The organism is Streptomyces sp. NPDC006384 (assembly GCF_042870695.1).
In the GTDB taxonomy this organism is placed as follows: domain Bacteria; phylum Actinomycetota; class Actinomycetes; order Streptomycetales; family Streptomycetaceae; genus Streptomyces.
The window spans coordinates 1-24,341 of sequence record NZ_JBIAHR010000023.1 but is presented as its reverse complement, the minus strand read 5'-3'; the positions used below and the strand labels follow the sequence as shown (position 1 = coordinate 24,341).

Below are 24,341 nucleotides of genomic sequence, written 5' to 3'. Positions count from 1 at the left end.
GACGCACAAGCCAGGACCGAGGGAACTCGCCCTCCCTGGGGTTCCGGCCCCCTGCCGGTGCTGCGGATGCCCGCAGCACCGTGCTTCTTCCGGCAAGCGGCCGTTGCGCGGATACCGCAACGCGGGATGACCTAGCGGCGCAACGGCCGCCTCGGATCGACTGTCCCGCACCTCGGTTTCCATCACAGTGCTAGGGACGGGTGACCACTCCGTCATCCAGTCAGCAGGATCCGCGTCGAGCGTAGCCGTCAACCCACCGGGAATACCGGCCCGATCACCGACAACTCCCCGCAGGGAGCGCGTAGTTGCTCGGTGCCCGGTCATCCCAAGGCGGGTTGGCAGCACGTATCGACGGTTTGATGCCGGGTTCGGACAAGCCGTACAGAGCATCACCGAGACCGTTTACATTCCCTGTCACCTCGAAGGATGTCCAGTGAAGCCCATGCCCGCCCTTCCCGCCCCTTGGCGCAGACGGACGCAGTGCGCCACCTCGACGCTGCTGGCGGTGCTATGACCGGCAAGGTCCGTACGCCCACCCGCCCCGAGATTACGCGGGACCTGATCTGCCGGGTCAAAGCCGCGCGCCGTCACGTCACCGTGCGGGAGTTCACCACGGTCACGCAGAAGAGGACCGAGGTGTGAAGAAGCCGGAACAGGTGGCGCCGGCGGCCACGGCCGGACGACACCAGGGCCCGCCCGCGCGGGCCCTGGAACTGCGGGTCCTCATCGATGGGGTCGACATGGCCGGGAAGTCCACGCTGGTGCGAGCCCTGGTGGCCGAGCTGGAAGCGCGCGGTGTTCCGGCCGTCCGGCACCGAGGCATGCTCGCCGGTCTCCACCCTCTGCAGCCGCTGCTGCGGCAGTTGTCCTCCGCGCGGCAGCCGGACAGTTGGTGGACGACCACCGCGTACGTGGTCGGCGGCTTCCTGCTTGACGGACTGCTCGTCCGTCTCCTTCCCCCGCGCCCGCGAGGCTGCGTGATCGTCCAGGACGGCTACGGCGACCGGACGGTGGCTTTCGGGATGGCCGGAGGGCCCTACCTCGCGGCGGCGCTCGCGCTGCGGTGGCCCCGCGCATTCGCCCGCTTCGACCTCGCCGTCTTCCTCCACGCCTCGCACGAGGCGAGGGCCGCCCGGCTCGGCCAGGGCCGGGACCACATCGACGTCCGCGACGAACGCACCGTCCGCGACACCGCGTTCACCGAGCGGTTCCACGCCTTCCACCTCCACGGGATGGGCCGGCGGCACAACCGGCTCGTGGTCCTCGACAGCAGTCTGCGCAGTCCGGCCGACATGGCCCAGGAGATCGCCGACCTCCTCCTCGCCGAGCACGCCCGCACCGGGGCCATGCCCCGGACTTTCGTCCTCGACCACCGCTATCCGAAGGAGCGAGAAGTGACCGTTCTTGACCCGCCGCCCGCGTCCCCGGCCGGGACCGACCGCGCCTGGCACCCCTGGACCCCGATCCAGCAGCGGGAGCGGCTGACGCTCGTCTCCGGACGCGGCTGCCACGTGAGCGACGACCAGGGACGCAGCTACCTGGACATGCGCTCGGGCACCCTGAACGCGACGGTCGGCTACAGCCACCCGGCGGTGGTGGAAGCGATGCGCACGCAGGCGTCGAAGCTGATGACCTGGGACCTGGCCGAGGTGTCCACTCTGCCGGCGAGGGACCTGGCCGACCGGATCGCCGGGCTCCTGCCCGCGCCGTTGGAGTACACGCTGTTCTGCAACTCGGGGTCGGAGGCGACCGAGGCCGCGGTGAAGATCGCGCGGTTGTGGCACCGGATCGAGGGGCGTCCCGAGCGCACGGCGGTCATGTCGTTCGCCGACGGCTACCACGGAGCGACCACGGCGGCGATCGCCGCGACCGCCTCGCCGTTCCGGCGCGAGGGTGTCGGGCCCCTGCCCGAGGGTTACGCCCACCTGGCCACCCCGCGCTGTGCGGCGTGCGCGGCCGGGACGGAGCACGCCGAGTGCCACATCCCCAGCGCCGAGGAGTGGGAGGCGCAGATCCTGGCCGTCGGCGCGGAGTCGGTCGCCGCCGTCCTCGTCGAGCCGATCCTGAGCGTCGGCGGCGTCATCGTCCCCCCGGCTGGCCGGCTGGCCGAGCTGCGGGCTCTGTGTGACCGGTACGGGATCCTGCTGATCGCGGATGAGGTGGCCACCGGCCTTGGCCGTACGGGCGCGATGTTCGGTTTCGAGCACGACCTGGGCGCCGGCGGGCCGGCGCCGGACATCATCACCACGGCCAAGGGTCTGACCGGCGGGTACGCGCCGCTGGCCGCCGTGACCGTACGCGCGGACATCTACAGCGCCTTCGCCCGCGACCCGCTGCTCGGCGGGCTGCGGCATGGCCACACCACCGGCGGTCACGCGACGGCCTGCGCCGTCGCTCTCGCCGTCCTGGACGTCGTCGAGAACGACAAGCTCGTCGCGGCCGCCGCCGCCAGGGGCGCGGAACTCCTGGACGCGCTGGCCCCGCTGAAGGAGCAGCGGGCCGTGCGCGACGTGCGCGGGCGGGGTCTGCTGATCGGCGTCGAGATGGCCTCCATGGGACTGGCCGGCATCGTCGCCCGGGCCGCGCAGGAGCAGGGTGTCCTGATCCGCGCCTTCGGTCCGGTCCTGACGGTGGCTCCTCCACTGGTCATCAGCAAGGAGGAGGCCGAGCACGGCGCCCGCGTCCTGTCGGACGCGATCGGTGCCGTCACCACGGGCGGTGGGCGATGAATGGGCTCCGCGACACCGTGGTCCTTCCGCTGGCCGGGCGCGGGAGCCGGCTGGGACTGCCCACTCCGAAGGAGCTCCTGCCGATCGGGCCGGGCCGTGTGGCTCTGGACGACACCCTGGATCTGCTGGCCCCGCACACCGAGCGGCTCCGACTGGTTGCGGTCCTCGGACCGGAGCGCGAGCCGACCTTCCGCTACCTGGAGCGCCGCTGCCACGAGCTGGGGCTGCCGCTCGCCGTGGTCCGGCAGGACCCGGACTTGCCGGAATCGACCGGCGCGGTCCTGGGCACCGCCCCCTGGTACGGGCCCGCGACCCTCGTCCTCCTCGCCGACCAAGTCCTACATGCCCCGGCCCCGGGGGCCGTCGGCGAGGCCCTGGACCTGATCCACGCCGGACAGGAGTCGGTTTTCCTGGCCGCCTGGGAGAACCACTCCGAGCGCCTGGCGGCGGACGGGGCGCTGCACGTGGAGCGGGATGAGAGCGGGCTGCTGCACGTCACCGACTACGCCGACAAGCCCGGCCTGGAGAACGCGGACCGGTTCAACGCGGTCTGGTTCGGCTACGGTTTCGCCCGCCGTGCGGCGCAGGGCTTCGTCGAGGCGCTGCACCAGGCGACGCTCGGTCTGTCCGAGCACCCGCAGCAGATGGCACCCGTCCTGCGGGCGGTGGCCGTCGAGGTCGGCCCGTTCACCGACCTGGGCACGTGGCCCGCGGTGCGAGCGCACTGGGCGGGGGCGGGCGTATGAGCCGCGTCGGAATCCTCGCCGGGCCCTACCCCGTCGACGACCAGCTCGGCGGGATCGGCCTGCGTCTGTGGGAGATGGCCCAGGTCCTCGCGGACGCCGGCCACCGGGTCACCGTCTGCGCGCCGCGCGCCTCGGACTTCACCCACCCCGGCGTCAGCGTCGTCGCCGGGCGGGAGGAGGAGACCGTGGCCTCCAGCGACGCGGTGATCAGCACCGACCTGCCCGACACCCGGCTCCTGCTGGACGCCTACGAGCGCGGCACGCTTCTGATCGCGGAGAACGCGCCGCCGATCGAGCACCTGCACTTCGACGCGTTCACCGGACCCGGCGCCGAGGTCGAGGCCCTGTACCGGGACACCGTGGCACGGTGGCGGCTGCAACTGCTGCTCTCCGACCACCTGCTGGTGCGCTCGGAGGCCGAACGTGCCTCCACCCTGGGGGCCCTGGTCGCGGCGGGCCGGATGTCGGCCCTGCACCACCGTGCCGGCGCCGACCTCGCCGATCTGGTCAGCCTGGTGCCCATCGGCTACAACCGGCACTCGCTGCACACGGCCGACACTGCCGCAGCGCGCGAGGACGCGGCGTGCGAGCTGCTGTGGAACGGCGGGGTGTGGGACTACTGCCGCCCCGACCCCGTCCTGCACGCTCTCGCGGCCGACCCCACGAGCGCCTTCCGGCTGCGGCTGCTGTACGCGCCGCCGCCCGGCCGGCTTGAAGTGCTGCTCGCCGCGGCGGCCGACCTCGGCGTGACGGAGCGGGTGCTGCTGCCCGAGGAGCCGGTGGCGCACCGGGCACGCGACGGATGGGTCAAGGCCGCCCGCGCCGTGGTGATCACCGGCGAGCGCACGGCGGAGAACATGACCTGCCACCGGCTGCGGCTGCGGGATTCCGCCCTGTACCGACTACCCGTCGCCGTCGACGGCTACGGCGCCACCGGCGATCTCGTCGCTGCCCTCGGCATCGGCCCGGTCGTCGACCCCAACCACCCCCAGGCCCTGGCCGCCGCCCTGCGCCACGCGGTCGCCGACGGCCCAGACCGGGAGCGCTACCTCGCCGCCTTGGACACCGCGCGCAGCCCCCGCCACGGCCGGTTCGTCCTGGAACGCCACCTTGCCCCGCTCCTGAACCTGCTGGATTCCGGCCGCCGGGCGCCGGACCGTAGCGACCGCCGGCACCAGGACGCCATCCGCACCCTGCTCACCTGCCACCCGGGACTGCGCGAGCAGGCCCCGGCCGTCATCTGACCTCCCCCCACGAAGGGACTTCACCGTGCCCACCCCGCTGATCACCCCCGCTGCCTCCCGCCAGATGTCCGGCTTCACCACCGTCCCTGCCGACCCGATCGAGGCCAGCGCCTGGAGCCTGCCGGACGTGGCCGTACGCCGCCGCATCGCCGTCAGTTACCAGCGCCGCGGGTACGCCATCGTGCACGTGCCCGGCACCGTGCCCTCAGCCGAGCACCTGGGCGCGGTATCCGCCGCCCTGCACCTGGGCAAGGTGTTCACCCCGCCGCTATACACCACGAGCAGCCACACCGCGCCGTCCGGCGTCAGCCGGCTGACCGCCGCCTCCGGCGAGGAGCACCCCTTCCAAGGCCGGGCCGGGCAGAACATCCACTGCGACGCCACGCTCCAGAGCCTCGGGCAGATCCCCACCACCCTCATGCTGTGCGTGAGGGCGGCCGCCGCCGGCGGCGTCTCCTATCTGGTCAACCTCGTCGACGCCTACGCCGAACTGCGCCGTGTGGACCCCGAGGCCGCCGATCAACTCGCCCACGACTCCGCCCTGGTGCGCACGTCCACGTTCGCCTCCGGCCACTCCACGGCCGGGCCTGCCTTCGCCCGCGAGGCCGACGGATCCTGGATCACCCGCTACAGCCGGACGGCCACCGACACCTACCACGCCACCCCCCGCGGTGAGGAGGCCCTGGCGCGGGCCCTGGCGTTTCTCGACGCCGCCGCCCAGCCCGGCAGCGCCTTCCGTACCGACTTCACCCTCAAGCCCGGACAGGCCCTGATCCTGGCCAACGACCGTCTCGGACACGGCCGCACCGCCTTCCGCGACAACCCGGACACCCCGCGCCTGCTGCTGCGCGCCCTGTTCACCCTCCGCCCGCTCGCATGAGCCCGCACCCGTTAGGACCCTGGACCATGACCCCGTCCGTACCCAGCGGTGCCGAGCTTCTGGCCCGCGGCCTCGACGTGCTGCGCACCCACCAAGAACGCGCCCGGCGCACCCTGAGTCTCATCCCCGCCGAGAACGTCATGCCCCCGGTCGCGCGGCTGCCCTTCGTCGACGACCTCGCCGCCCGCTACATGTTCGACGAGCGCCCCGACCCGGCGGATGGCGACTGGCGCTTCCCGTCCGGCAAGGAGGCCGCCTGGCTGGAGACCGGCCTCACGGTCCCGCTGCTGCGCCGCTTGACCGGTGCCGCCGCCGTGAACGTCCGGCCGCTGTCCGGGCTGCACGCGATGCAGATGGTCATCGCCGCGCTCGGCGGGCCGACCGGCAGCACGATCGCCTGCCTCGCCCCGGCCCAGGGCGGGCACTACGCCACTGCGGACGTGGCACGGCAGATGGGCTACACCCCGGTCCACCTCCCCGGGAACGGGATGCACGAGCTGGACACCGGCGAGCTGGCCGGCTTCCTGCGCGCGCACCGCCCGAGCCTGGTCTACGTCGACCAGTGCCACGCCCTCACCGGCCTCGACATCACCCCGCTCGCCGCCGCCATCGAACAGGCCGACGTGCAGAGCGGTCTGCACGTCGACGTCTCCCACACCTTCGGCCTGGTGATGGGCGGCGCGCTGCCCAACCCGCTCACCTGCGGCGCGGACAGCCTCTCGGCCTCCACCCACAAGTCCTTCCCCGGCCCGCAGAAGGGCATCATCGCCACCCGCGAACTCGCCACCGCGCAGCGGATCACGCAGATTCAGCCCCGCATGGTGTCCAACCACCACTTCGCCGCCGTCGCCGCGCTCGGCCTCTCCCTCGCGGCCTTCGCCGACCACGCCGACTCCTACGCCCGCGCCGTGGTCACCAACGCCCAGACGCTGGGCAAGGAGCTCGCCCACGGCGGATGGGCCCTGGCCGGAGCCGAGTTCGGCTACACCCGCACCCACCAGCTGTGGGTCACCCGCACCCCCCAGCCCAGCGCCCGGGACGCCGCCGGGCGCCTGTACGAGGCCGGACTGCACGTGAACTGGCTGACCGACCTACCCGTGGACGGACCGGCCCTACGCCTGGGACTCGCGGAGGTGACGTGGCTGGGGCTGCGCGCCGAGGACATGCCGCGCCTGGCTCAGATCCTGATCGCCGCCGCCGACGGAAGCGCCCCGCCCGCTGAGCTGGCCGAACACACCGCCGCGCTGCATCCCGAGGACCCTTACCCCTTCACGCCCCGGCTCGACGAGATGGCGACGGCGAGCGCGGCGGCCGACGTGCAGGCGATCCTTTCGCAGGTGACGCGATGAGTACGCTGATCGCTCCCCTCACCGAGGACGCGCCGTGCGTGGCCGTCTACCGCGAACTACGCGAGGGCGTCTCCCGCGCCAGCGCACAGATCGGCTACGGCTACAACCTGTACCCCACCGCCCCGGCCACCCACCGGTTCCTGCACCGGGCCCTGGCGGAGTGCGCCCGGATGGGCCGTCTGCACGAGTACGGCACGTCCGCCGACGAGCGCGACCGGGCCCTGGCCGCCACCCTGGCCGGCGCCTACCTCGGTGTCGAGCTGGAGGGCGAGCAGGTCGTCTTCACCAGCGGCGCCACCGAAGGCATCGGACTGGTTACCCGGTGGCTGGCCGCGTGCGACGCCGGACTGGTGCTGCCCGCGCCCTGCTACTACGCCTTCGAGCAGACGCCGCGCCGCTGGGGCGGCACCGTCCTGGGCCGCTACCGACACGACGGCGCCGTCCACGCCACCGGCGAGAGCGCCTCGCACACCGCGCTGGTGGAGATCTTCCCCAACGGCGTCACCGGCACCCTCTACACCCCGCCCCCGCTCCATGCGGACTTCCGGGTCGTCGACGTCGTCTTCCTCGCCGGCGGCACCGGCCCGAGCCCGCATCAGGTCACCGACCGGGTCCGCGCGACCTTGTCCGGCGGGGTGTCGGACAGTGCCGTGCTGATGACGCCGTCAAAGGACCTGTGCGTCCCCGGGATCCGTCCCGGCCTGCTCATCAGCGGGAGCACTTCTCTCCTGAACGCGGTCCGCGACGACCAGTTCGACCGCACCGCCTCCACCAGCCCCCTGACCGGGCAGGTCGTCCTGCTCTACCTGACCGTCCTGCTGCTCGCCGAGGCCACCCACGACCGCGACCCGGCCGCCTTCACCCGCCGCTACCGCTGGGTCGCCCGCCAGTACGCGCACCAACAGGTCATATGCGTCCCCGCCGAGGCGGACTGCCGGGCCATCGTCGAGCACCTGGACGCGATGAGCCAGCACTTCGCCCACGGGTTCGAGCTGCTGACCGAGCACGCCGGAGACCTGCTGGAGACCGGCGACCACCTGCGCCCGGTCTCCGGGTACTCGCTGCTGCCGCGCCTGGTTGCCGACCTCGACCGCCCCGAGGAAACCGTCGCCTGGGTCAACGCCGTCGGCCGCCAGTTCGACCTCAAGCTCAACGCCCATCTCCTCTTCGGCGGCACCAAGGACTCCTGGCACCACCTCTACCCCGGGCCGCCGCTCATCCGCGTGAACGTGTCCGTCCCGCACGAAGACCTGCTGCGCACCCTGAACCTGCTGCGCGCGGCGCACCGCGGCGTCGTACTGCCCACGCCCCGGAAGGAGGCGGCGTAGATGACAGCCCTGACCGACCTGCTCACCAGGACCGCCGAACGGCACCCGGACAAGATCGCCGTCGCCGACGACGAACACGAACTCACCTACTCCGGGCTGTTCGCCGCCGCCGCGCACACTGCGGCCCGGCTGCGCGAGCAAGGGGCCGGCGATGGCCCGGTTCTGCTCGCGCTCGCCCCGGGCACCGCGTGGGTGACCGCTCTCCTCGGTGCGTGGCACGTCGGCGTCCCGGCCGTCCCCGTCGACGTGACGCACCCGCCCGAGCGGCTGCGGCAGATCGCCGCCGCCTGCCGGGCCACCACCATCCTCACCCTCACCGGTACGGCGCCCGGATGGGCCGAGGGCCTCACCGCCCTCGCCCCGGCCACCACCCCGGTACCGCTGGCGACAGCGTGGCCAGGAGTCTGCGCGGACGAGGAGGCGATCGCCTGCATCTGGCACACCAGCGGAAGCACCGGCGCCCCCAAGCCCGTTCTGGTGCCCCACCGCGCCGTCGCCGCCCGAGCGGCGGCCCTGCCGAAGTGGGCGGGCCTCACCTCCCGCGACCGGGTGGCGCAGCTGACCGCCCTCACCTTCGACGCGGTGCTCTGGGAGGTCCTGGGCGCGCTGACGGCCGGGGCCCGGCTGCAGATCGCCGCGCCGCGCGACCGCGTCCCCGGTCCGGCCCTGCCCCGTTTCCTCGCCCACCACGAGATCACCGCGTTCACCGGCACTCCGACCTGCCTGGCCGCCGCCCCGTTCACCGAACTGCCCCACCTGCGGCGCATCGTGCTGGGCGGCGAGGCACTGCACCCCGGGCCGCTGGAGCTGTGGATCAGCCGGTACGACGTCGCCAACGCCTACGGCCCGACCGAGGCGTGCGTCGACGCGATCGTCCACTGGCGCGTGCACCCGGGCGAAGACCCGGTCCCGATCGGCTTCCCGCTGCCCGGCGTACGGGCCTGGGTCCTCGACGACTACCACCAGCCGGTAGCGGCCGGTGCGGCGGGGGAGCTCTACCTCGGCGGTGAAGGCCTCGCCGCCGGCTACCTGGACAGGCCCGGCGAGACCGCGAAGGCGTTCCTCCTGCTGCGGCTGCCCGGCCCCGATGGCGTCCGGCGGCCCGAGCGGGTGTACCGGACCGGGGACGTGGTGCGGCAGCGGCCGCAGGACGGACGCTTCGTCTTCCTCGGCCGTGCCGACGACCAGCTCAACGTCGGCGGTGTCCGCCTGGAGCCGGCCGAGGTCGAACAGGCCGCCACGCAGATGCCCGGCGTGCGCGCGGCCGCGCTGCTGACCGACCGGGGGGCGAGCGGCAGACCCCGGCTGGTCCTGCACGTGGAGACCGACGACACGGGCCTGCCGGACCGGCTGCGCAGACAGTTGGCGGACCGGCTGCCGCCAGCGGCCGTCCCCGCGCTCATCACCGCGCGTCCGGCTCTGCCCCGGACCGCCTCGGGCAAGATCGACCGCCGGGCCCTCGCCACCACATCCGAGCCCGCGAGGCCGCACGAGGGCACGCAGGCGGCGGAGCCGGGGCTGCCCGAGGCCGTCGCGGGCTGGTGGCAGGAGCAGACCGGGGCTCCGGCCGACAGCGCGCGGGACTTCTTCGCCTGTGGCGGTGACTCCCTGGGCGCTCTGCTCCTGCTGCAACAGATCAACGAGAAGTACGGCACCCAGATCCCGCTCGACGCGTTCTACGCCGACCCCACCCCCCGGTTCCTCACCACCGCCCTGACGCCCGGGAGTACACCATGACCTCTTCGGTACGCGGACTGCTCGTCGACGTCGACGGCGTCCTGCGGCTGTGGCCGCGCCGCAGCGCGATCAAGGCCGCCCTGGACTGCGGCCTGCCCGAGCAAGCCGTCCGCAAGGTCGCCTACGACGGCGGCTTCGACCTGGCGCACCACGGTGTGTGGAGCCACGAGCAGTGGGTCGAGCAGGTCACCACCCGTCTGAGCGAGGAGTTCGGCGAGGCCGGGACGCGCGCCGCCAAGCTGTGGGCGGCCGACCGCGGGGACGCCGACCCGGCGATGGCCGATCTGCTGCGGCGGGCCCGCGCGGCCGGGCTGGTCACCTGTGCCCTCACCAACAACACCACCGCCGTCACAGCCGATCTGGAGCTGCACGGGCTTGCCGACGTGTTCGATCACGTCGCCAACTCCGCCGAGATCCGGGTGACCAAGCCCGCCCCCGGCGCCTACGAGGCGGCGCTGGCGCTGATGGACCTGCCGGCCGGGCAGGTCGCGTTCACCGACGACAGCCGGACCAACGTCACCGCCGCCCTCCACATGGGACTGCACGCCCACCACTACACCGGCGCCGAGGAGTTCGAGCGGTTCCTCGCCGGCCTCGGCGTCACCCTCCCCCCGGCGGCCGGCGCGCCTCCGGCCCGCGCCGCGGGCCTGCCCGCCGGGACGGCACCGCCCGCCGGCCACGCGGAAGCCGACAAGGCGACCACGGTGGCGACCCGCTACCTCACCACCGGACTGCCCCCGGCGGTGCTCGCCGCCCGCCTGGCCGTACACGACCCGACCGTGACCGTGGTGCCGCTCGGCCCCGACGCCCTGGCCACCGTCAGCGCCGCCGGAGTTCTGACCACCTGGCGGCTGCTGCCGCACGGCGCGGACCCCCGGGCCGCCGCCGGACACGTGGACGCCTGGGCGAATGGGGCCGGTGACGTGGACGCCGAACACCTGCCGCCCTGGACCCCCGCCGCCCGTACGGCCGCCGCCGGACGCGCCGACGACCTGCTCCACCACACCGGCTGGGCCCTGCACCAGCTCGCCGCCGCCGACGCCGGCGGCGACCCGCTGGCGGCCGCGACCCACCTGGACGCCGTCCGCCAGCACCTCACCGCGCTGGCCACCCTGCTCGTGCGGCACCAGCAGGCACCCTGGCCCGGCACCACGGCATCCCGCTACCTCCCCCCGGCCATCCGCGAGGCACTGACGGCCTCGCTGCGCGCGGACCCCACCACCGCAGCCGGTCTCGCCGCCGGGCTCCGGCCGCTGCTCAGTCTCCTGCGCCACCTGCGCCAGATGACCCAGCTCGTCCTGGACACCACCAGCTCCTGGCCGTGGCCGCACACCGCCGCCGCGCTCGCCCCGCTGCTCGACGGGCCCCCGGACCTGACCGCCCGCGCCCCCGAAGACCCCCTCTACACCCCGGCCCTGGCCGCGGTCTACGAGCGCCACCGCCCCCTGGCGCAGCCCATGGCCGACGCCCTGCGCTCCTGGGCCGCGAAGGAACTGCCCGGGTGCGATGTGGTGGAGCTGGGCGCGGGGACCGGGCGGATCACCCGGCAGCTCGCCGGGCACGGGCCCGCGTCCTACCGGGCCGTCGAACCGTCGACCGCCATGGCCGCCCACCTGCGGGACGCCGACCTGCCGGGTGTCGAGGTCGTCGAGGCCGACGCGCTGCTGCTGCCCCTTCCCGCCCTCGGCGCGGACGTCGTCGTCGAGCACGAGGTGCTGCAGTTCGCCGCCGATCCGCTGCTCGCCGCCGACGAGGCGCTGCGCGTCCTGCGTCCGGGCGGCCGCCTCGTCCGGCTGCTGCTGCACCCGGCCGGCCCCCACCCGCTCGCCGGCATCGACGCCGCCTACCGGCAGGCGGCGTTCACCGACGGTCCCCGGCCGTTGTTCTTCGGCAAGGGCACCGACCAGCGCATCACCGCCCACCTCGCCGCCCGCGGGCGGCCCACCCAGGACCGGACGCTGGCGGAGTTCACCCAGCACCGCACCGCCGAGCAGGCTCTTGGTGCGCTCGCGGACCGGGCCTGGCCCTACCAGCGCCAGCTCACCGACCCCGCTCACCAGGACGGTATGGCGGCCGCCCGGCAGGAAGCCGCCCGCCTGCCCGCGAGCGTGTCCGTGCCCTACGTGCTGCGCGCCCTGATCACGCCCGCCGAGGAGGAGTGCTGATGCCCCGGCTTCCCGACGGATACCGCTGGGCCTCCACCCTCGCCGACGCCGCCCGGCTGCTGGACGAGGCGACCGTGCCCGTCCTTCGGCCCGAGGATCCCGGGCGCGCCGAACGGTGGGCGGACATCCTGCACACCTACCCGGAGCCCGACCTTGGCCGGGGCGGGCCGCCGCAGGCCCGGGTGGTGAGCCTCGTGGGCCACGAGGACCTCGGCGAGCTCGTCGCCCGCGCGCTCGGCCGCCCCCACCACGTCCTCGACCCCGCCCGGCTCCACGCCCCCGGCGCTCTGGGGCCCGACGGCGGCAGCGTCCTCGTCGTCGCCCGCTCCCGCGCGCTCACCCTGAGCGTCCTGATGCCGCTCCTGGAGGCCGCGGCCCGGAACAACACCCTCGCCGGGGTTCTCACCGGCCGCGACGACGCCGCCTGCACCTTCGCCGCGGCCAAACTCCTCGCCTCCCACCCCGACCGGTCCGCCCCCGCGCGCACCGCGCTCCTGGACGGCACCACCGGACTGACCCACGTACTCACCCCCGGGCAGCCCGACCAGCGCAGCACCCTGACCGACGTCCTGGCCGGCGACTTCGCCAGCCTCCTGGTCGACGCCCACGGCTCCGCCGCGCACGCCTCCCTGGGCACCGTGACCCTGTGCGGGCTGAGCGGACCGGCCGAACACGGCCCCGACGGGCAGGTCTTGGCCGGCGGGTGCACGCCGAGCGCCTGCAAGACCGACCCGGCCGGCCGCACCCGCCCCCTCGCCCCGCACACCCTGCGCGCCCGCGTCCTGGGCCTGTTCGTGTGCAACGCGATCACCCTGGGCGAGAGTGAGCAGTACCCCTCCGACGTGAGCCTGGCCCTGGACGCCGTCGAGGGCCACCCCGGCGCGGTCCTCGGACTGGTGCGCGGCGACCTGGACACCAGCGGGCACGAACCACGCCTGACCGCCGCGAGCCTGCACTGCGGCGCCCGGCTCGGCCAGATCGCCGCGCTGCTGGACGCCGACGGCCACCGCCGGGGCATCCGCGGCCCCTCCGCACTCCTGCTCGGCGACCCCGAACAGCGACTCCACGAACCCGACACCGCGGTCGCCGCGCCCGCCTCGGCGGCCCTCGCGGCCGGCCGGCCGCCCGCTGACGCCGAGGCGCTGAGCGGCTGGCGAGTACGGCTGGCCGACGCCGAAGCCCTCGAACAGGGGCTGTACGCCTCCCTCGACCGGCGCCCCGACGCGGACCTGTCCGCCTGCGTGAAGGAGATGACCTCCTACCGGCAGACCGCCCTCAACACGCTCCTGGCCGCCGCCCGCACCCCGGACACGAGGTGGGAGGAGCGCATCGAGGAGCAGAGCCTTCAGTGGGGGCGCACCGTCCTTCAGATCCTCAGCCGTACCCGCGGCGGCGCGTTCTCCCGTCAGCTCACCGCCGCCCGCGCCCACCACCGCACCACGCACTGGACGCCCGCCTCCGCATGCGGATACTGCCGCGCGCCCCGGCAGTTCGAGCACCTGACCAGCCCGCTCGGCCTCACCGACCGGCGTACCCTGCGCTGCCCCAAGTGCGGGCCCGCCCTCAGCCTCCCGGCGACCCTGGACCCCCTCGACATCACCGTTCCGCCCGCCCTCCGCCCGGGTCAACCCGCCGAAATCCACGTCACCTTCCCCGAACAGGCCCGTGGCCTGTTCGCCGTCCATCTGCGGCCCCGCTCCACCCGGCGCGGCTCGTACGATCACGCTGACCTGACCGCCGCCGCGGGCCGACACACGATCACCCTCACCCCTCCCTCCACGGACACGCCCCTGGAACTGGACCGCCTCTGGCTCGTGCACGCGGATCGCTTCCACGTCGCCTACCACCAGCGGCGCATCCCCCTCCTGCCCCACCCCCGCACCACCGGCCACCAGCAGTAACCGGCCCGTTCGGTGTCCGGCCGGGATCAGCACCGAGAACACGAAAGAGACACACGCATGATCATCTGGATCAACGGTCCCTTCGGCGGCGGCAAGACCACCACCGCCCGCCTGCTCCACCAGCAACTCCCCACCAGCCTGATCACCGACCCCGAAGAGATCGGCTTCATCCTGCGCAACAGCATCCGCGACCACCCCAGCCGGCAGAAGGACTTCCAGGACTACCCGGCCTGGCGCACCCTGGTCGCCGGCCTCTGCATCGAGCTCGACCACCAGACCCAGGGCGGGCCGGTCATCGCGCCGATGACGCTGCTGCGCCGCGACTACGCCGAGGAGATCTTCGACGCCCTGGCCAAAGCCGGCGTCCAGGTCCACCACCTCCTCCTGCACGCCGACTCCGACACCATCCACAAGCGCATCGACGGCAGCATCGAGTTCCCCGGCGACGAGGAACGCAGCGAGAAGGTCCGCGCCTTCCGGCGCCGCAAGCTCGCGGACTACGAGCAGGCGTACGCGGCGTGGCTGGGAGAGCGGGCCGACGTGATCGACACCACCGCGCTCACCCCGGACCAGGTCGCCGCACAGGCCCTCACCTTCCTGCACCTGCTGTGAGCAGCCTCGCGATAGCGAGGATGGCCGGGGCGGCCGAGGTCATCACCGACCACAGCTGGCCCGGCACGTCCACCACGGTGCTCCGCCTGCGGGCCACCGACGGACAGCAGATGATCCTCAAGTCCAACACCAGCACCGCCAGTTTCCGGCGGGAGCTCACGGCCCTGACCCGCTGGGCCCCGGCGCTCGGCGCGAGCGCGCCTCAACTGCTCGACGTCGACGAGAACGCGCAGCTCCTGCTGATGACCGCGGTCACCGGCCATCCTTTGCAGTCCCTCACCCTTACCAGCCAGCAGGAGCGCCGCGCCTACGAGCAAGCCGGCGCCCTGCTCGCCCGCTTCCACGACACCGCGCCCCGAACCGTCCTGCCCGCCTTCGGCGCCGACCGCGCCGCGTACATTCGCGCCCAACTGGCCGCCGGCACCCGCCCCCTGACCAGTACCGACCTGGCGGTCCTCGACGAGGCACTCCACCTGCTGGAAGCCCTCCCGCCTCAGCGGGCGCAGCCCTCCCATCTCGACTTCACCAGCCGCAACATCCTGTGGAGCACCGAGGCAGAGGCGGGCGTCATCGACTTCGAGACCAGCCGCTACGAGGCCGTGGGCCGCGACTTCCTGCGGATCACCCAGCGCACCCTGTACCACCGCCCGGACCTGCGCAGCGCGTTCTACCGGGGGTACGGCCGTGAACCGGAGCGGGCCGAGAGCGAGCTGATGCGCATCTGCGCCGTCACCGACGCCGCCGCCATCGCCGTCACGGCCACCGCCCGCGGACAGCACGCCTTCGCCACCGAGGCCCGCTCCATCCTGACCGCCGCCGTACGCGCCTGGCCCGCCCCGGCGCCGGGCACCACCATCCCGCACGGACGGAGACTTTTATGACATTCCCACCGCGCGCCGCGCGAAAGCAGCTATCACCGCCACCCCCGGCTCCCACTCCGCTCTCCACCGACCTCCGACCTGACAATGCCAGGACAGCTTTATGGCCTCATCAGCAGGAAGCCGTCAACGCGCTGACGGATGCTTTCGACAAGGCCGAACGCGTCACAGCAGTCCTAGCGTGCGGAACGGGAAAGACCCGCATTGCTGCTGCCACCAATCAGGTCCTAGCCTCACGGTCGAACGTGAGCAGGGTGCTGGTGGTGGTCCCCTTCCTGGAATTGATCACGCAGACACTGAGGGAATGGCGCACAGTCCTCGGTGACGCCGGAATGGGCCGTGTCGTAGCCGTATGTTCCGACAAGGACGTTCTGCGGGAGCAGCCACATCTGCGTGCGGAGCGAGCCGCGGTAACCACCCGCGCCAGCGACCTTGCCCGACTTACGGAAGGTCCGGGCCGTGTCACGGCTGCCGTCACCTATGCGAGCCTCCCTGTAGTCGCGGCGGCCCACGACCAGCACGGACTGCCGATGTGGGACCTGATCGTCCTGGACGAAGCCCATCGCAGCGCCGGAAAGGCAGACAAAACATCCGCGATCGTCCACAGCAACGCCTTCATTCCCGCCGCGCGCCGCCAGTACATGACCGCCACCCCCAGGATCATCACGGGCGGGCGGGACGACGCCATCAGCATGGACGATCCCAAGGTCTACGGCGATGTCGCCTACCGGCTGGGCTTCTCCCGCGCGATCGAGCTGGGGCTTCTGGCCAACTACCGCATCATCGTGCCCGTCGTCACAGACGAGCACGTCCGGGCCGCAGCCGACACCGCCGACGGCGACTTCTACCAGAGCGGACGCTCTGCGGTGTCCCCAGCCGTGCTGGCCACCCAGATCGCCATCCTGCGCGCCGCTCACGAGTACGGCCTGCGCAGAATGATCACGTTTCACAACCGGGTCCTGACCGCGCGCTGGTTCGCGAACACTCTCCCGCACGCTGGGACCCACCTCGCCCCCTCCGAACGCCCCGCCGACCTCTGGGTCGGGCATGTCCACGGCTCCGAGTCCCTCGCCGAACGACAGCGGACGCTCGCCCGGCTGAGAAGTGAGGACGACTCCCTCGTCGTGATCACCAACGCGCGGGTCCTCGGCGAGGGCATCGACGTACCGGCCGTCGACTCCGTCGCCTTCGTCGACAACCGTGGTTCCGCGATCGATTGCATTCAAGCTGTCGGCCGCGCCCTGCGGCGGGGTAATCAGGTCGGTTCCAAGACCGCGTCGGTGATCGTGCCGGTCCTGCTCAAACCCGGCGAGGACCCCGAGGAGGCTCTGAACACCTCCCGGTTCGCCCCTGTGTGGCAGGTGGTGCGGGCCCTGTGCGCGCACGACGACGGGCTCAGCCAGCGGCTGGCCCAGATGCGACAGGACCTCGGCGCCCGGCCGCACCCTCCGCGGGGCCAAGGCCACCAAGGCAGTGCTCCGCTCGACGGCAAGGACCCTCTCGGGCTACCCGACTGGCTGCGGATCACCGGTATCCCCGTCCCGCCCCACTTCGCAAGCGCCATCACCGTGCAGACCGTTCGGACCTCCACACAGTCCTGGGAGGAACACTACGGCGCCGCCGTGGCGTTCCGCGACGCGCTCGGACACGTCAGCATCCCCACCGACCATGTCACCTCGTCGGGTCTGAGGCTGGGCGCCTGGTGGACCAAGCAGCGCGTCGCCCACAACGCCGGCGAACTGCTGGAGGAACGCCGGCAGCGGCTGGAGCAGATTGGCATGGTCTGGGACCAGTTCGACGCATCGTGGACAACGACCTACGAAGTGGTGAAGCGAATAGCGACCGAACAGGGGCACTTCGTCATTGATGCGAGCGTCAAGTCACCGCATGGCGTGATCGTCGCGAACTGGTGCGAGGCCCAGCGCGCCCGCCGCCGCCAAGGCAAGCTCTCCGAGCAGCGCGAACAGCTACTGGAGGCCATTGGCTTCCCATGGGATCGCTCTCAGGACCGGTGGATGCGCCGCTACCGCGAGCTGAAAGCCGTTTACGACCGCCGCAAAAGCCTGCTGCGCCTCCCGTCGGGTGATCGCGAAGCCGTCTGGCTGGAGAATCAGCGCGTAGCCCACCGAAATGGCAGGCTCGCCCCCTGGCAGATTGAACTGATGAAAGAGGTCGGAATCGACTTCTCCGACCGGCGTGACGCCGCTTGGAGAAACACTTATCACATACTGAAAGAATTCCATGCCCAACACGGACATTGCGGTGTTCCAAAAGACCTCGTGACTCCAGAGGGCGTCAATGTTCAGTCCTGGAAAAGGAGTCAGCGGAGCAGCTACAAGTCGAACACTCTGCGCGCAGAGTATAGGGAGCTGCTGGATTCTATTGGATTCTCATGGGATCCGGCCCAGGATCGCTGGAACTTGCGCTGCAAGGAACTTGCTCAATTCCATGCCGTGCACGGACATTTCAATATCCCCGCTGGACCGCTGCGTTCGTGGTTGTATCAACAGCGTAAGAAGCTCAGAGCGGCCAAGCTCTCCGAGGGCGCACAGCAGCAACTTTCAGATATCGACCCACTTTGGGCCCAGACTGATCGCGAGCAATCATGAGAGCTGCATGCCGGGTGCCACAGCCGCGCGTCGCCGACAGCGCAAAGCCGTCGGCACGCTCACCTCACGCGGGTCGCGTCGCCGTGACCGCCTCACCAGCGGGTGCTCCCGTGCCCCGCCGTGCGCCCTATTCCGGGATTGCGATCACGGCTGAGATACAGAGTGCTCGAACAGCAAGCCGGGTTGTACGTCTCCCAGCTCAGCCGCAGCAACCGCCAAGGGAGCCGCGTTGAGATCGGACAACGCTAAGGACTAGCTGGACCATCGCGAAGGGACCACGTTCATGACCGTCACGCTCGAACCGACGGACGACGCGCCCGGGTGGCAGCACGCCAGGCACGCCGAAGGCGAGACCAGCACGGGACGCTACCCGCTGACGTACGTGCCGGACACCTGGGACCTGCGATCCACTCTCGAACTGATGCTGCCCGGCATCGAGCACCGCCAGCACACCGCCGACGACGGCAGCCGCACCGTGTACATGCTGCACAAGGACGGCTCCTGGGCCCGGGCGACGGCAACAACTCGTCACGAACTGCCGACCGTGCACCAGGGCGGGCCAACCCGCCTGTGGGACGAGCTGGACCGCATTCGCACCTGGCTCGTCGTTGATGGGGACCTCCCCGTCCGAGGCGCTGCGGTGACCATCACCGCCGACGGGGCGGTCACCTTCTCGCGGAAGGGATGGACTGCCACAATCGGATGAGACCTTGCCGACTGGTTCGACCCTGGCGGCCGCCACGCAGTATTGCGCATAGGCGAGCGGTCACCCCCGTCCGCGGAAGCCCGTGCGCTGCCGTGGCCTCTACCCTCAGCGGCCGGCCCATCTCGCCGACAGACGATACCCGGCTCCGGCAGCTCATCCCGTACCAGCAGTAGTACGCCGTCGGCCGTGGGGCGTCACCTCGACGCACCACGGCCGCACTGCTGCCGGATGCCGGATGCCGGATGCCGGATGCCGGATGCCGCACAACAGCAGCATCCCTCCGCGGACGCCACCGTCGGCGATTCGGCCAACCGCTCTACTACACAGACCTGATGCGAGGGCTGGGTCCGTGCATTCTCCATGCGCCTCGACCCGCTCTATCTCGGGAAATCCGAAGCGACTCAAATACACCAGTTCGATATCCCGGCGTGGTCGTTGAGCCTCACGACCACGCCGGACGACCGTCTAGGGGAACCACGTTGACCTCGGCCGCAACGAATGAGCAGCAGGACACCGCACCGCCTCCATCCCCTCCCGCGAGCCGTCAAGGAGCACCCGTGTCCCCATTCCTCGCCGCTGCCGACGCCTTCGCCTCCCGCTCCTCGTACGCTTCACACCCGAGCACGAGGTGCACGGCGTGAGGCAGACCAAACGCCTGCCCACCACCGTGCAACGCTGGGCCGAGCAGCGAACCCGGCCGGTCGTGGCCGTACGCGACGCCTCGCACGACTGGCACCGCTCCCGGGTGTGGGAGCTGACCGGCGAGGGCGGGGCCCGCTGGTACGTGAAGGTCTCGCCCTCGGTGAAGTTCTTCACCCGCGAGACAAGGGCCTACCGGAGCGTCGTTTCCGCGCTCGGGCACAGCCGGGCGCCTCGTCTCCTCGACAGCCGCGCAGACGACCTGGCCTTGTTGCTCACGGTGGCGCTCGGTGCCCCGGCGCCGGGCATGGGCCTGACCGCCGCCGCGTGGCGGGCCGTGCACGCGCAGGCCGGCATGCTGTGCGCCCGGCTCCACGAAGCCGGTGCACTCGACGACCACGACCGGACGGAGGCCGAAGCGTCGTTGGTGGCCGCGGCCGACGGTGTGGAGAAGTACCTGGGCCGGGCCGGGGACCGGCTCACCGGGAACGAGCAGCAGCTGGTGCGCGATTACGCGGCCCAGCTCCGTCGCGTCGGACCGGTGCCGCTCGGCTACATCCACGGCGACAACCAGCCAAGGAACTGGCTGTGGTCCGAGGCGGGTCTCGCGCTCGTCGACTTCGAGCGCACCCGCCCGGCCGCCCGCGTGCAGGACCTGGTCATCCTGGCCGTTACCGAGTGGCTCGACCACCCCGACCGCCAGCAGGCATTCCTCCAGTCGTACGGGCGAGAGCTCACCAGCGCCGAACGGCAGGCGCTGCGCTGCCTGACCGCGCTGGACGCGGTCAACTGCCTGGCCTGGGGCCCGGACAACGACCATCCCGAGGTCACCGCCCGAGGCCGGCGGACCCTGGACCGGCTCATGAGGGAGGACCGGCCGTGAGCGACGTCCACCGCAGCATTACCCACGAGGTCCTGCGCCACTTCGCCGCCGGAGTTCGCTACGCCAACGTCGTCGCCCCGGAGCTGACCGGCGGCGGTGAGTCGCCGTGACGGTCGCCGCCCGGGCCGCGAAGGCCACCGCGTGGTCAAGTCCCGCTTTCCGGTCCCTGCTCGGCAGCGACGCCGTGCCCCTGTCCGGATCGGCGGTAAGCACCATCAGCCTGCCCGCGCTGGCCGTACTGGAGCTGCGCGCGTCCACCACCGAGGTCGCCGTGCTCGCGTTCTTCGGGCAGCTTCCGAGCGCGGTCGCGCTGTGGGCCGGGGCCCTGTCCGACCGGCATCCGAAGCGGCCCCAGATGATCGCCTCGGACCTGGCGGCGGTCGGCGCGCTGGTGACCATCCCGGCCGCCGCCCTCACCGACGCGCTCACCGTTGGGCAGCTGTGCGCGGTCGCGGTCGTGCTCGGGGCGGCCAAGGTGCTGCGCGACGCCGCGGCGATCAGCCTTCTGCCGGCCCTCGTCGAACCGGGCCAGCTCCACGGCGCGAACGCGAAGCTCGGCGCGGCCTCCTCGGTGGCCGACAGTGCCGGCACGAACGCCGGTGCCGTCCTGGTCGGCGCCGTCGGTCCCGCCCGCTCCGTCCTTGCCGACGTCCTGTCGTTCGTCGTCTCCGCGGTGTTCATCTGGCGCATGCGCGTCCCCGAGGCCGCCGCCGCGCCGCGCGCCCATACGAGTCTGTCCCGGGACATCGCCGACGGCGTGCGCTACGTGGCCCGGCAGCCCACGATCCGCACGGTGATCGCCGCCCTGTCGACGCTCTCCTTCGGCCTGGCGGTGATGAACACCTACTGGGCGTACTACCTGCTGGACCGGCTCGCAGCGTCCCCGTCCGCGTTCGGCGTGATCATGGGCGTCGGCGGTACCGGGGGATTGGCCGGTGCGCTGCTCGCGCCCTGGATCGCCGCCCGGATCGGCATCGGTCCCACGATCATCGTGGGGTTCGCGGTCAGCCCCCTCGCCCAGGTGCCCCTGCTGTGCGCCGGGCCCGGCCTGCGGTGGCAGATCGTCTTGGCCGCCACGCTGGCGGTGCAGCTGTTCTGGGCGACGGCATCGGGGACCAGTCAGCGTTCCCTGCGCCAGGCCGTGTGCGACCCCGCCTTCCAAGGCCGGATGCAGTCAGCAAGCACCACGCTCACCGCCGGGGCCCGCCCGCTCGCCGCCGCCACCGCCGGCGGCCTGGTCCTCCTCCTCGACGTCCGGGCCACCCTCGCCGTCGGAGCGCTCCCCCAGGTCGTACCCGTCGTCCTGTTGCTCGCCTCCCCCCTCCGCGCGCTGCGGGAGACCCCCGCCCGCGCGGCCGTGCCGCCCGTCCGCGAAGGAGCCTGATGACCACCACGTCCACCACGTCCACCACGTCCACGGCAGCCGCGGCCTACTGGGAGCCGCTCTGGTCCGAAGGCCGCCGCTACCGTCAGCTCGACGACACCGAGCACCAGCTGCTGGAGGACCACCTCGGCCCTGGCCGCGCCCGCCCGGCCCTCGACATCGGCTGCGGCGACGGCGCTCTTGCCCGACGCCTCGCCCAGCTCGGCTACCGCACGACCGGCATCGACTGCTCCCCCAGCGCCATCGCGCTCGCCGCCGCCCAGGACCCCGCGCCCGGCATCGTTCCTGTCTGGCAATGCATGGACATCACCGCCGACGACCTCAGCACCCTGCTAGAGCCGGCGTACGCGGCCATCACCTGCCGACTCGTCTACCGGTGGATCGACGACAAGGCAGCCTTCCTCAACCGAGTCCGCCGCCTCCTCGCCCCGGGCGGAACCTTCTGGGTCGTCACCGAGATCGCCGGCCGCCGCCCCGTCACCGACCCCTTGCAGAACCTCGGCATCACCCCGGCCCAGGTCGAACTCCTCACCACGGGCTGGTCCGCAGTCCACACCGCCGACCTCGACGTCCTGCGCTGCTACGCCCTGCACCCCTGACCCCCGCCCTGCAACCTGATGGAGGATCCGGTGACCACCGAGCATGACACCGTCGCGACCTGGAACACCTACGGAAACCACCAACTCGCGCGAGGACTCGAACTGCCCGAGCTGGACCGGTGGGACTGGGGCATCCCCGGCACCGGTCCCGGCACCGAGGTCTTCGGCAACGTGACCGGGCTGCGCATCCTCGACCTCGGCAGCGGCCTGGGCCGGCACGCCGCCCACCTCGCCGCCCGGGGCGCCGACGTCACCGCCGTCGACGCATCCCCCGCCCAGCACCAGCGCGCCGCCACGCGCTACCCCGACACCCCGGGCCTGCGCCTGGTGTGCGCCGACGCCGTGGCCCACCTACGGGACGCCGACCCGTACGACGTCATCTACTCCGTCTGCTCCGTCCCCTACCTGGACCCCGACCGGCTGCTGCCCGTCCTGGCCAACGGCCTCAAACCAGGCGGCCTGCTGCTTTTTTCCGCGCTGCACACCAACTCGGCCGGCACCGGGCCGTCGAACGAGGTCGCCCCGCAACCCGAGATCCTGCGGCTGCCCGGCACCACCGACGACCACCCCGTCGACATGTGGGTCCTCAGCCCGCAGCTGTGGGAGGACCTCTTGGTCCAGCACGGCCTCACCACGGAGGCGGTCACCGCGATCGACTCCGATAGACCGGACAACCACGTCTCCTACCGGCTGTACGCCGCCCGCCGCCCGCAGCGCGTGCCGAGCCGCCCCCGTACCAGCGCACCGCCACCACCGCACGCAGTGGTGGGAGTGGGCGTGATCGTGCACGGCCCGGACGGCGTCCTGCTCGGGCGGCACCGGCGCCGTACCTGGGAGCTCGCCGGCGGAACCGTCGAACCGGGCGAGACCCTCGCTCAGGCCGCCGTCCGCGAACTCCGCGAGGAAGCTGGCCTCGCGGCGGATCCCGACGACGTACGGGTGCTGGGCACACTCCTGGACCGAGTGGGCGACGTCGTCCGGGTGACAGTGCCCGTCGTCGTCACGCAGTGGTCCGGCGTCCTTCAGCAGCGCGAGGAGACCATCGGATCCTGGCGGTTCTGGCCCCTGGACGCGCTACCCGGCCCGCTCTTCGTACCGAGCGCCCAGTGCCTGACCGCCTGGAACCCGACTCTGCCGCTCGACCACCCGCCTGCCGACTTCCAGGCCTACTCTCCCGGCCGTGCCTAGCCCGGCGCCCACGCCCGACCGCGTTCGACAGGAAGGCACCATCATGCCCCCGCCCCCTATAGATGCCCGCCGCCCCTCCCTTCTGGGTGTCTTCGCTCACCCTGACGACGAGTCTCTCCTGGTCGGCGGTGTTCTCGCGCAGCACGCTGCCGCAGGCGCCGCGACCACCGTGGTTACGGCCACCTGGGCCCCCGACACCCACCGGGCCGCCGAGCTCGCGGACGCGCTCACGATCTTGGGGGCCGGGCAGCCCCGGATGCTCGGCTACGCCGACGCCCGGATCCCCCAGTCCGCTCCCGGCAAGCCCCGCCTGTGCGATGTCCCCCTCGATGACGTGGTCGGGGTCCTCGTCGGACACATCCGCGAGCTACGGCCGGACATCGTCATCACGCACGACGCGTACGGTCAACTGACGGGCCACCCCGACCACATCCACACCCACCGAGTGACCCTGCTCGCCGTACACGCCGCCGGGCTCTGCCACCTATACCCGCACGCCGGCGCGCCCTGGCAGCCCAGCGCCCTGTACGTGGCCACGCACCCGGAATCGGGCATCGCCGAACTCGGCAGACTTCTCCAGCGCGTCGGCAAGACGGCCTGTAGCACCCCCGATGAACAGGTGACCGCGACCGTCGATGTAAGCCCCTGGGCGCAGACGAAGTGGGACGTGTTCCCTGTTGAATCAGCGTGTTGAAGCTGATCTGACAGGGTGGCTCCGTGAACAAGTGGCGTGTTTTTTGGGTACCGACGAAGACGGTGATGGG

At 72.2% G+C, this 24,341-nt stretch carries 18 protein-coding genes and 1 pseudogene; all 19 read left to right on the top strand.

Annotated elements, in window-relative coordinates:
* Positions 1–510 precede the first annotated feature (510 nt).
* Positions 511–642, top strand: coding sequence for a hypothetical protein (locus ACFYOJ_RS27380; RefSeq protein ID WP_356555937.1), 132 nt, complete (start codon positions 511–513; stop codon positions 640–642).
* Positions 639–2,729, top strand: coding sequence for an aminotransferase class III-fold pyridoxal phosphate-dependent enzyme (locus tag ACFYOJ_RS27375; RefSeq protein ID WP_356555939.1), 2,091 nt, complete (start codon positions 639–641; stop codon positions 2,727–2,729). The genes ACFYOJ_RS27380 and ACFYOJ_RS27375 overlap by 4 nt, the downstream gene beginning before the upstream one ends.
* Positions 2,726–3,475 carry a hypothetical protein gene (locus ACFYOJ_RS27370; RefSeq protein ID WP_356555940.1) on the top strand — a complete coding sequence of 250 codons (750 nt, stop codon included), beginning with the start codon at positions 2,726–2,728 and terminating at the stop codon, positions 3,473–3,475. The genes ACFYOJ_RS27375 and ACFYOJ_RS27370 overlap by 4 nt, the downstream gene beginning before the upstream one ends.
* Positions 3,472–4,719 (top strand): hypothetical protein, encoded by a 1,248-nt coding sequence (locus ACFYOJ_RS27365; RefSeq protein ID WP_356555942.1) that lies wholly within the window; start codon positions 3,472–3,474, stop codon positions 4,717–4,719. The genes ACFYOJ_RS27370 and ACFYOJ_RS27365 overlap by 4 nt, the downstream gene beginning before the upstream one ends.
* A gap of 25 nt (positions 4,720–4,744) precedes the next feature.
* Positions 4,745–5,599 (top strand): TauD/TfdA family dioxygenase, encoded by an 855-nt coding sequence (locus ACFYOJ_RS27360; protein ID WP_356555944.1) that lies wholly within the window; start codon positions 4,745–4,747, stop codon positions 5,597–5,599.
* Positions 5,600–5,625: 26 nt separating this feature from the next.
* Positions 5,626–6,948 carry a hypothetical protein gene (locus tag ACFYOJ_RS27355; RefSeq protein WP_356555946.1) on the top strand — a complete coding sequence of 441 codons (1,323 nt, stop codon included), beginning with the start codon at positions 5,626–5,628 and terminating at the stop codon, positions 6,946–6,948.
* Positions 6,945–8,276 (top strand): aminotransferase class I/II-fold pyridoxal phosphate-dependent enzyme, encoded by a 1,332-nt coding sequence (locus tag ACFYOJ_RS27350; RefSeq protein WP_356555947.1) that lies wholly within the window; start codon positions 6,945–6,947, stop codon positions 8,274–8,276. The genes ACFYOJ_RS27355 and ACFYOJ_RS27350 overlap by 4 nt, the downstream gene beginning before the upstream one ends.
* The gene (locus ACFYOJ_RS27345) at positions 8,277–10,013 is read left to right on the top strand and encodes a non-ribosomal peptide synthetase (protein ID WP_356555949.1); all 1,737 of its coding nucleotides are present in this window, start codon (positions 8,277–8,279) and stop codon (positions 10,011–10,013) included.
* Entirely contained in the window at positions 10,010–12,178 is a 2,169-nt protein-coding gene (locus ACFYOJ_RS27340; protein WP_356555951.1) for an HAD-IA family hydrolase, read from the top strand. Before ACFYOJ_RS27345 ends, ACFYOJ_RS27340 begins: the two co-directional genes overlap by 4 nt.
* Positions 12,178–14,079: a hypothetical protein gene (locus ACFYOJ_RS27335; RefSeq protein WP_356555952.1), complete on the top strand. Its 1,902-nt coding sequence runs from the start codon at positions 12,178–12,180 to the stop codon at positions 14,077–14,079. Before ACFYOJ_RS27340 ends, ACFYOJ_RS27335 begins: the two co-directional genes overlap by 1 nt.
* A gap of 57 nt (positions 14,080–14,136) precedes the next feature.
* Positions 14,137–14,691, top strand: coding sequence for an AAA family ATPase (locus ACFYOJ_RS27330; RefSeq protein ID WP_356555954.1), 555 nt, complete (start codon positions 14,137–14,139; stop codon positions 14,689–14,691).
* Positions 14,688–15,572, top strand: a complete 885-nt coding sequence (locus tag ACFYOJ_RS27325) for an aminoglycoside phosphotransferase family protein (RefSeq protein ID WP_356555956.1) — start codon at positions 14,688–14,690, stop codon at positions 15,570–15,572. Before ACFYOJ_RS27330 ends, ACFYOJ_RS27325 begins: the two co-directional genes overlap by 4 nt.
* A complete protein-coding gene (locus ACFYOJ_RS27320) occupies positions 15,569–18,178 on the top strand; it encodes a Helicase associated domain protein (protein WP_356555957.1) in 2,610 nt (869 codons plus the stop codon). The genes ACFYOJ_RS27325 and ACFYOJ_RS27320 overlap by 4 nt, the downstream gene beginning before the upstream one ends.
* Positions 18,179–18,461: 283 nt before the next feature.
* A complete protein-coding gene (locus ACFYOJ_RS27315; RefSeq protein WP_356555959.1) occupies positions 18,462–18,884 on the top strand; it encodes a hypothetical protein in 423 nt (140 codons plus the stop codon).
* Positions 18,885–19,521: 637 nt separating this feature from the next.
* Positions 19,522–20,406, top strand: a complete 885-nt coding sequence (locus ACFYOJ_RS27310) for a phosphotransferase (RefSeq protein WP_356555960.1) — start codon at positions 19,522–19,524, stop codon at positions 20,404–20,406.
* Between the two features lie 106 nt (positions 20,407–20,512).
* The gene (locus ACFYOJ_RS27305; RefSeq protein WP_356555962.1) at positions 20,513–21,790 is read left to right on the top strand and encodes an MFS transporter; all 1,278 of its coding nucleotides are present in this window, start codon (positions 20,513–20,515) and stop codon (positions 21,788–21,790) included.
* Positions 21,790–22,389 (top strand): class I SAM-dependent methyltransferase, encoded by a 600-nt coding sequence (locus ACFYOJ_RS27300; protein ID WP_356555964.1) that lies wholly within the window; start codon positions 21,790–21,792, stop codon positions 22,387–22,389. Before ACFYOJ_RS27305 ends, ACFYOJ_RS27300 begins: the two co-directional genes overlap by 1 nt.
* A gap of 30 nt (positions 22,390–22,419) precedes the next feature.
* Complete coding sequence (locus tag ACFYOJ_RS27295; RefSeq protein WP_356555966.1) at positions 22,420–23,577, top strand: bifunctional class I SAM-dependent methyltransferase/NUDIX hydrolase; 1,158 nt, start codon at positions 22,420–22,422, stop codon at positions 23,575–23,577.
* Between the two features lie 43 nt (positions 23,578–23,620).
* Positions 23,621–24,241: pseudogene (locus ACFYOJ_RS27290) on the top strand (PIG-L deacetylase family protein); the annotation flags it as partial.
* Positions 24,242–24,341 lie beyond the last annotated feature (100 nt).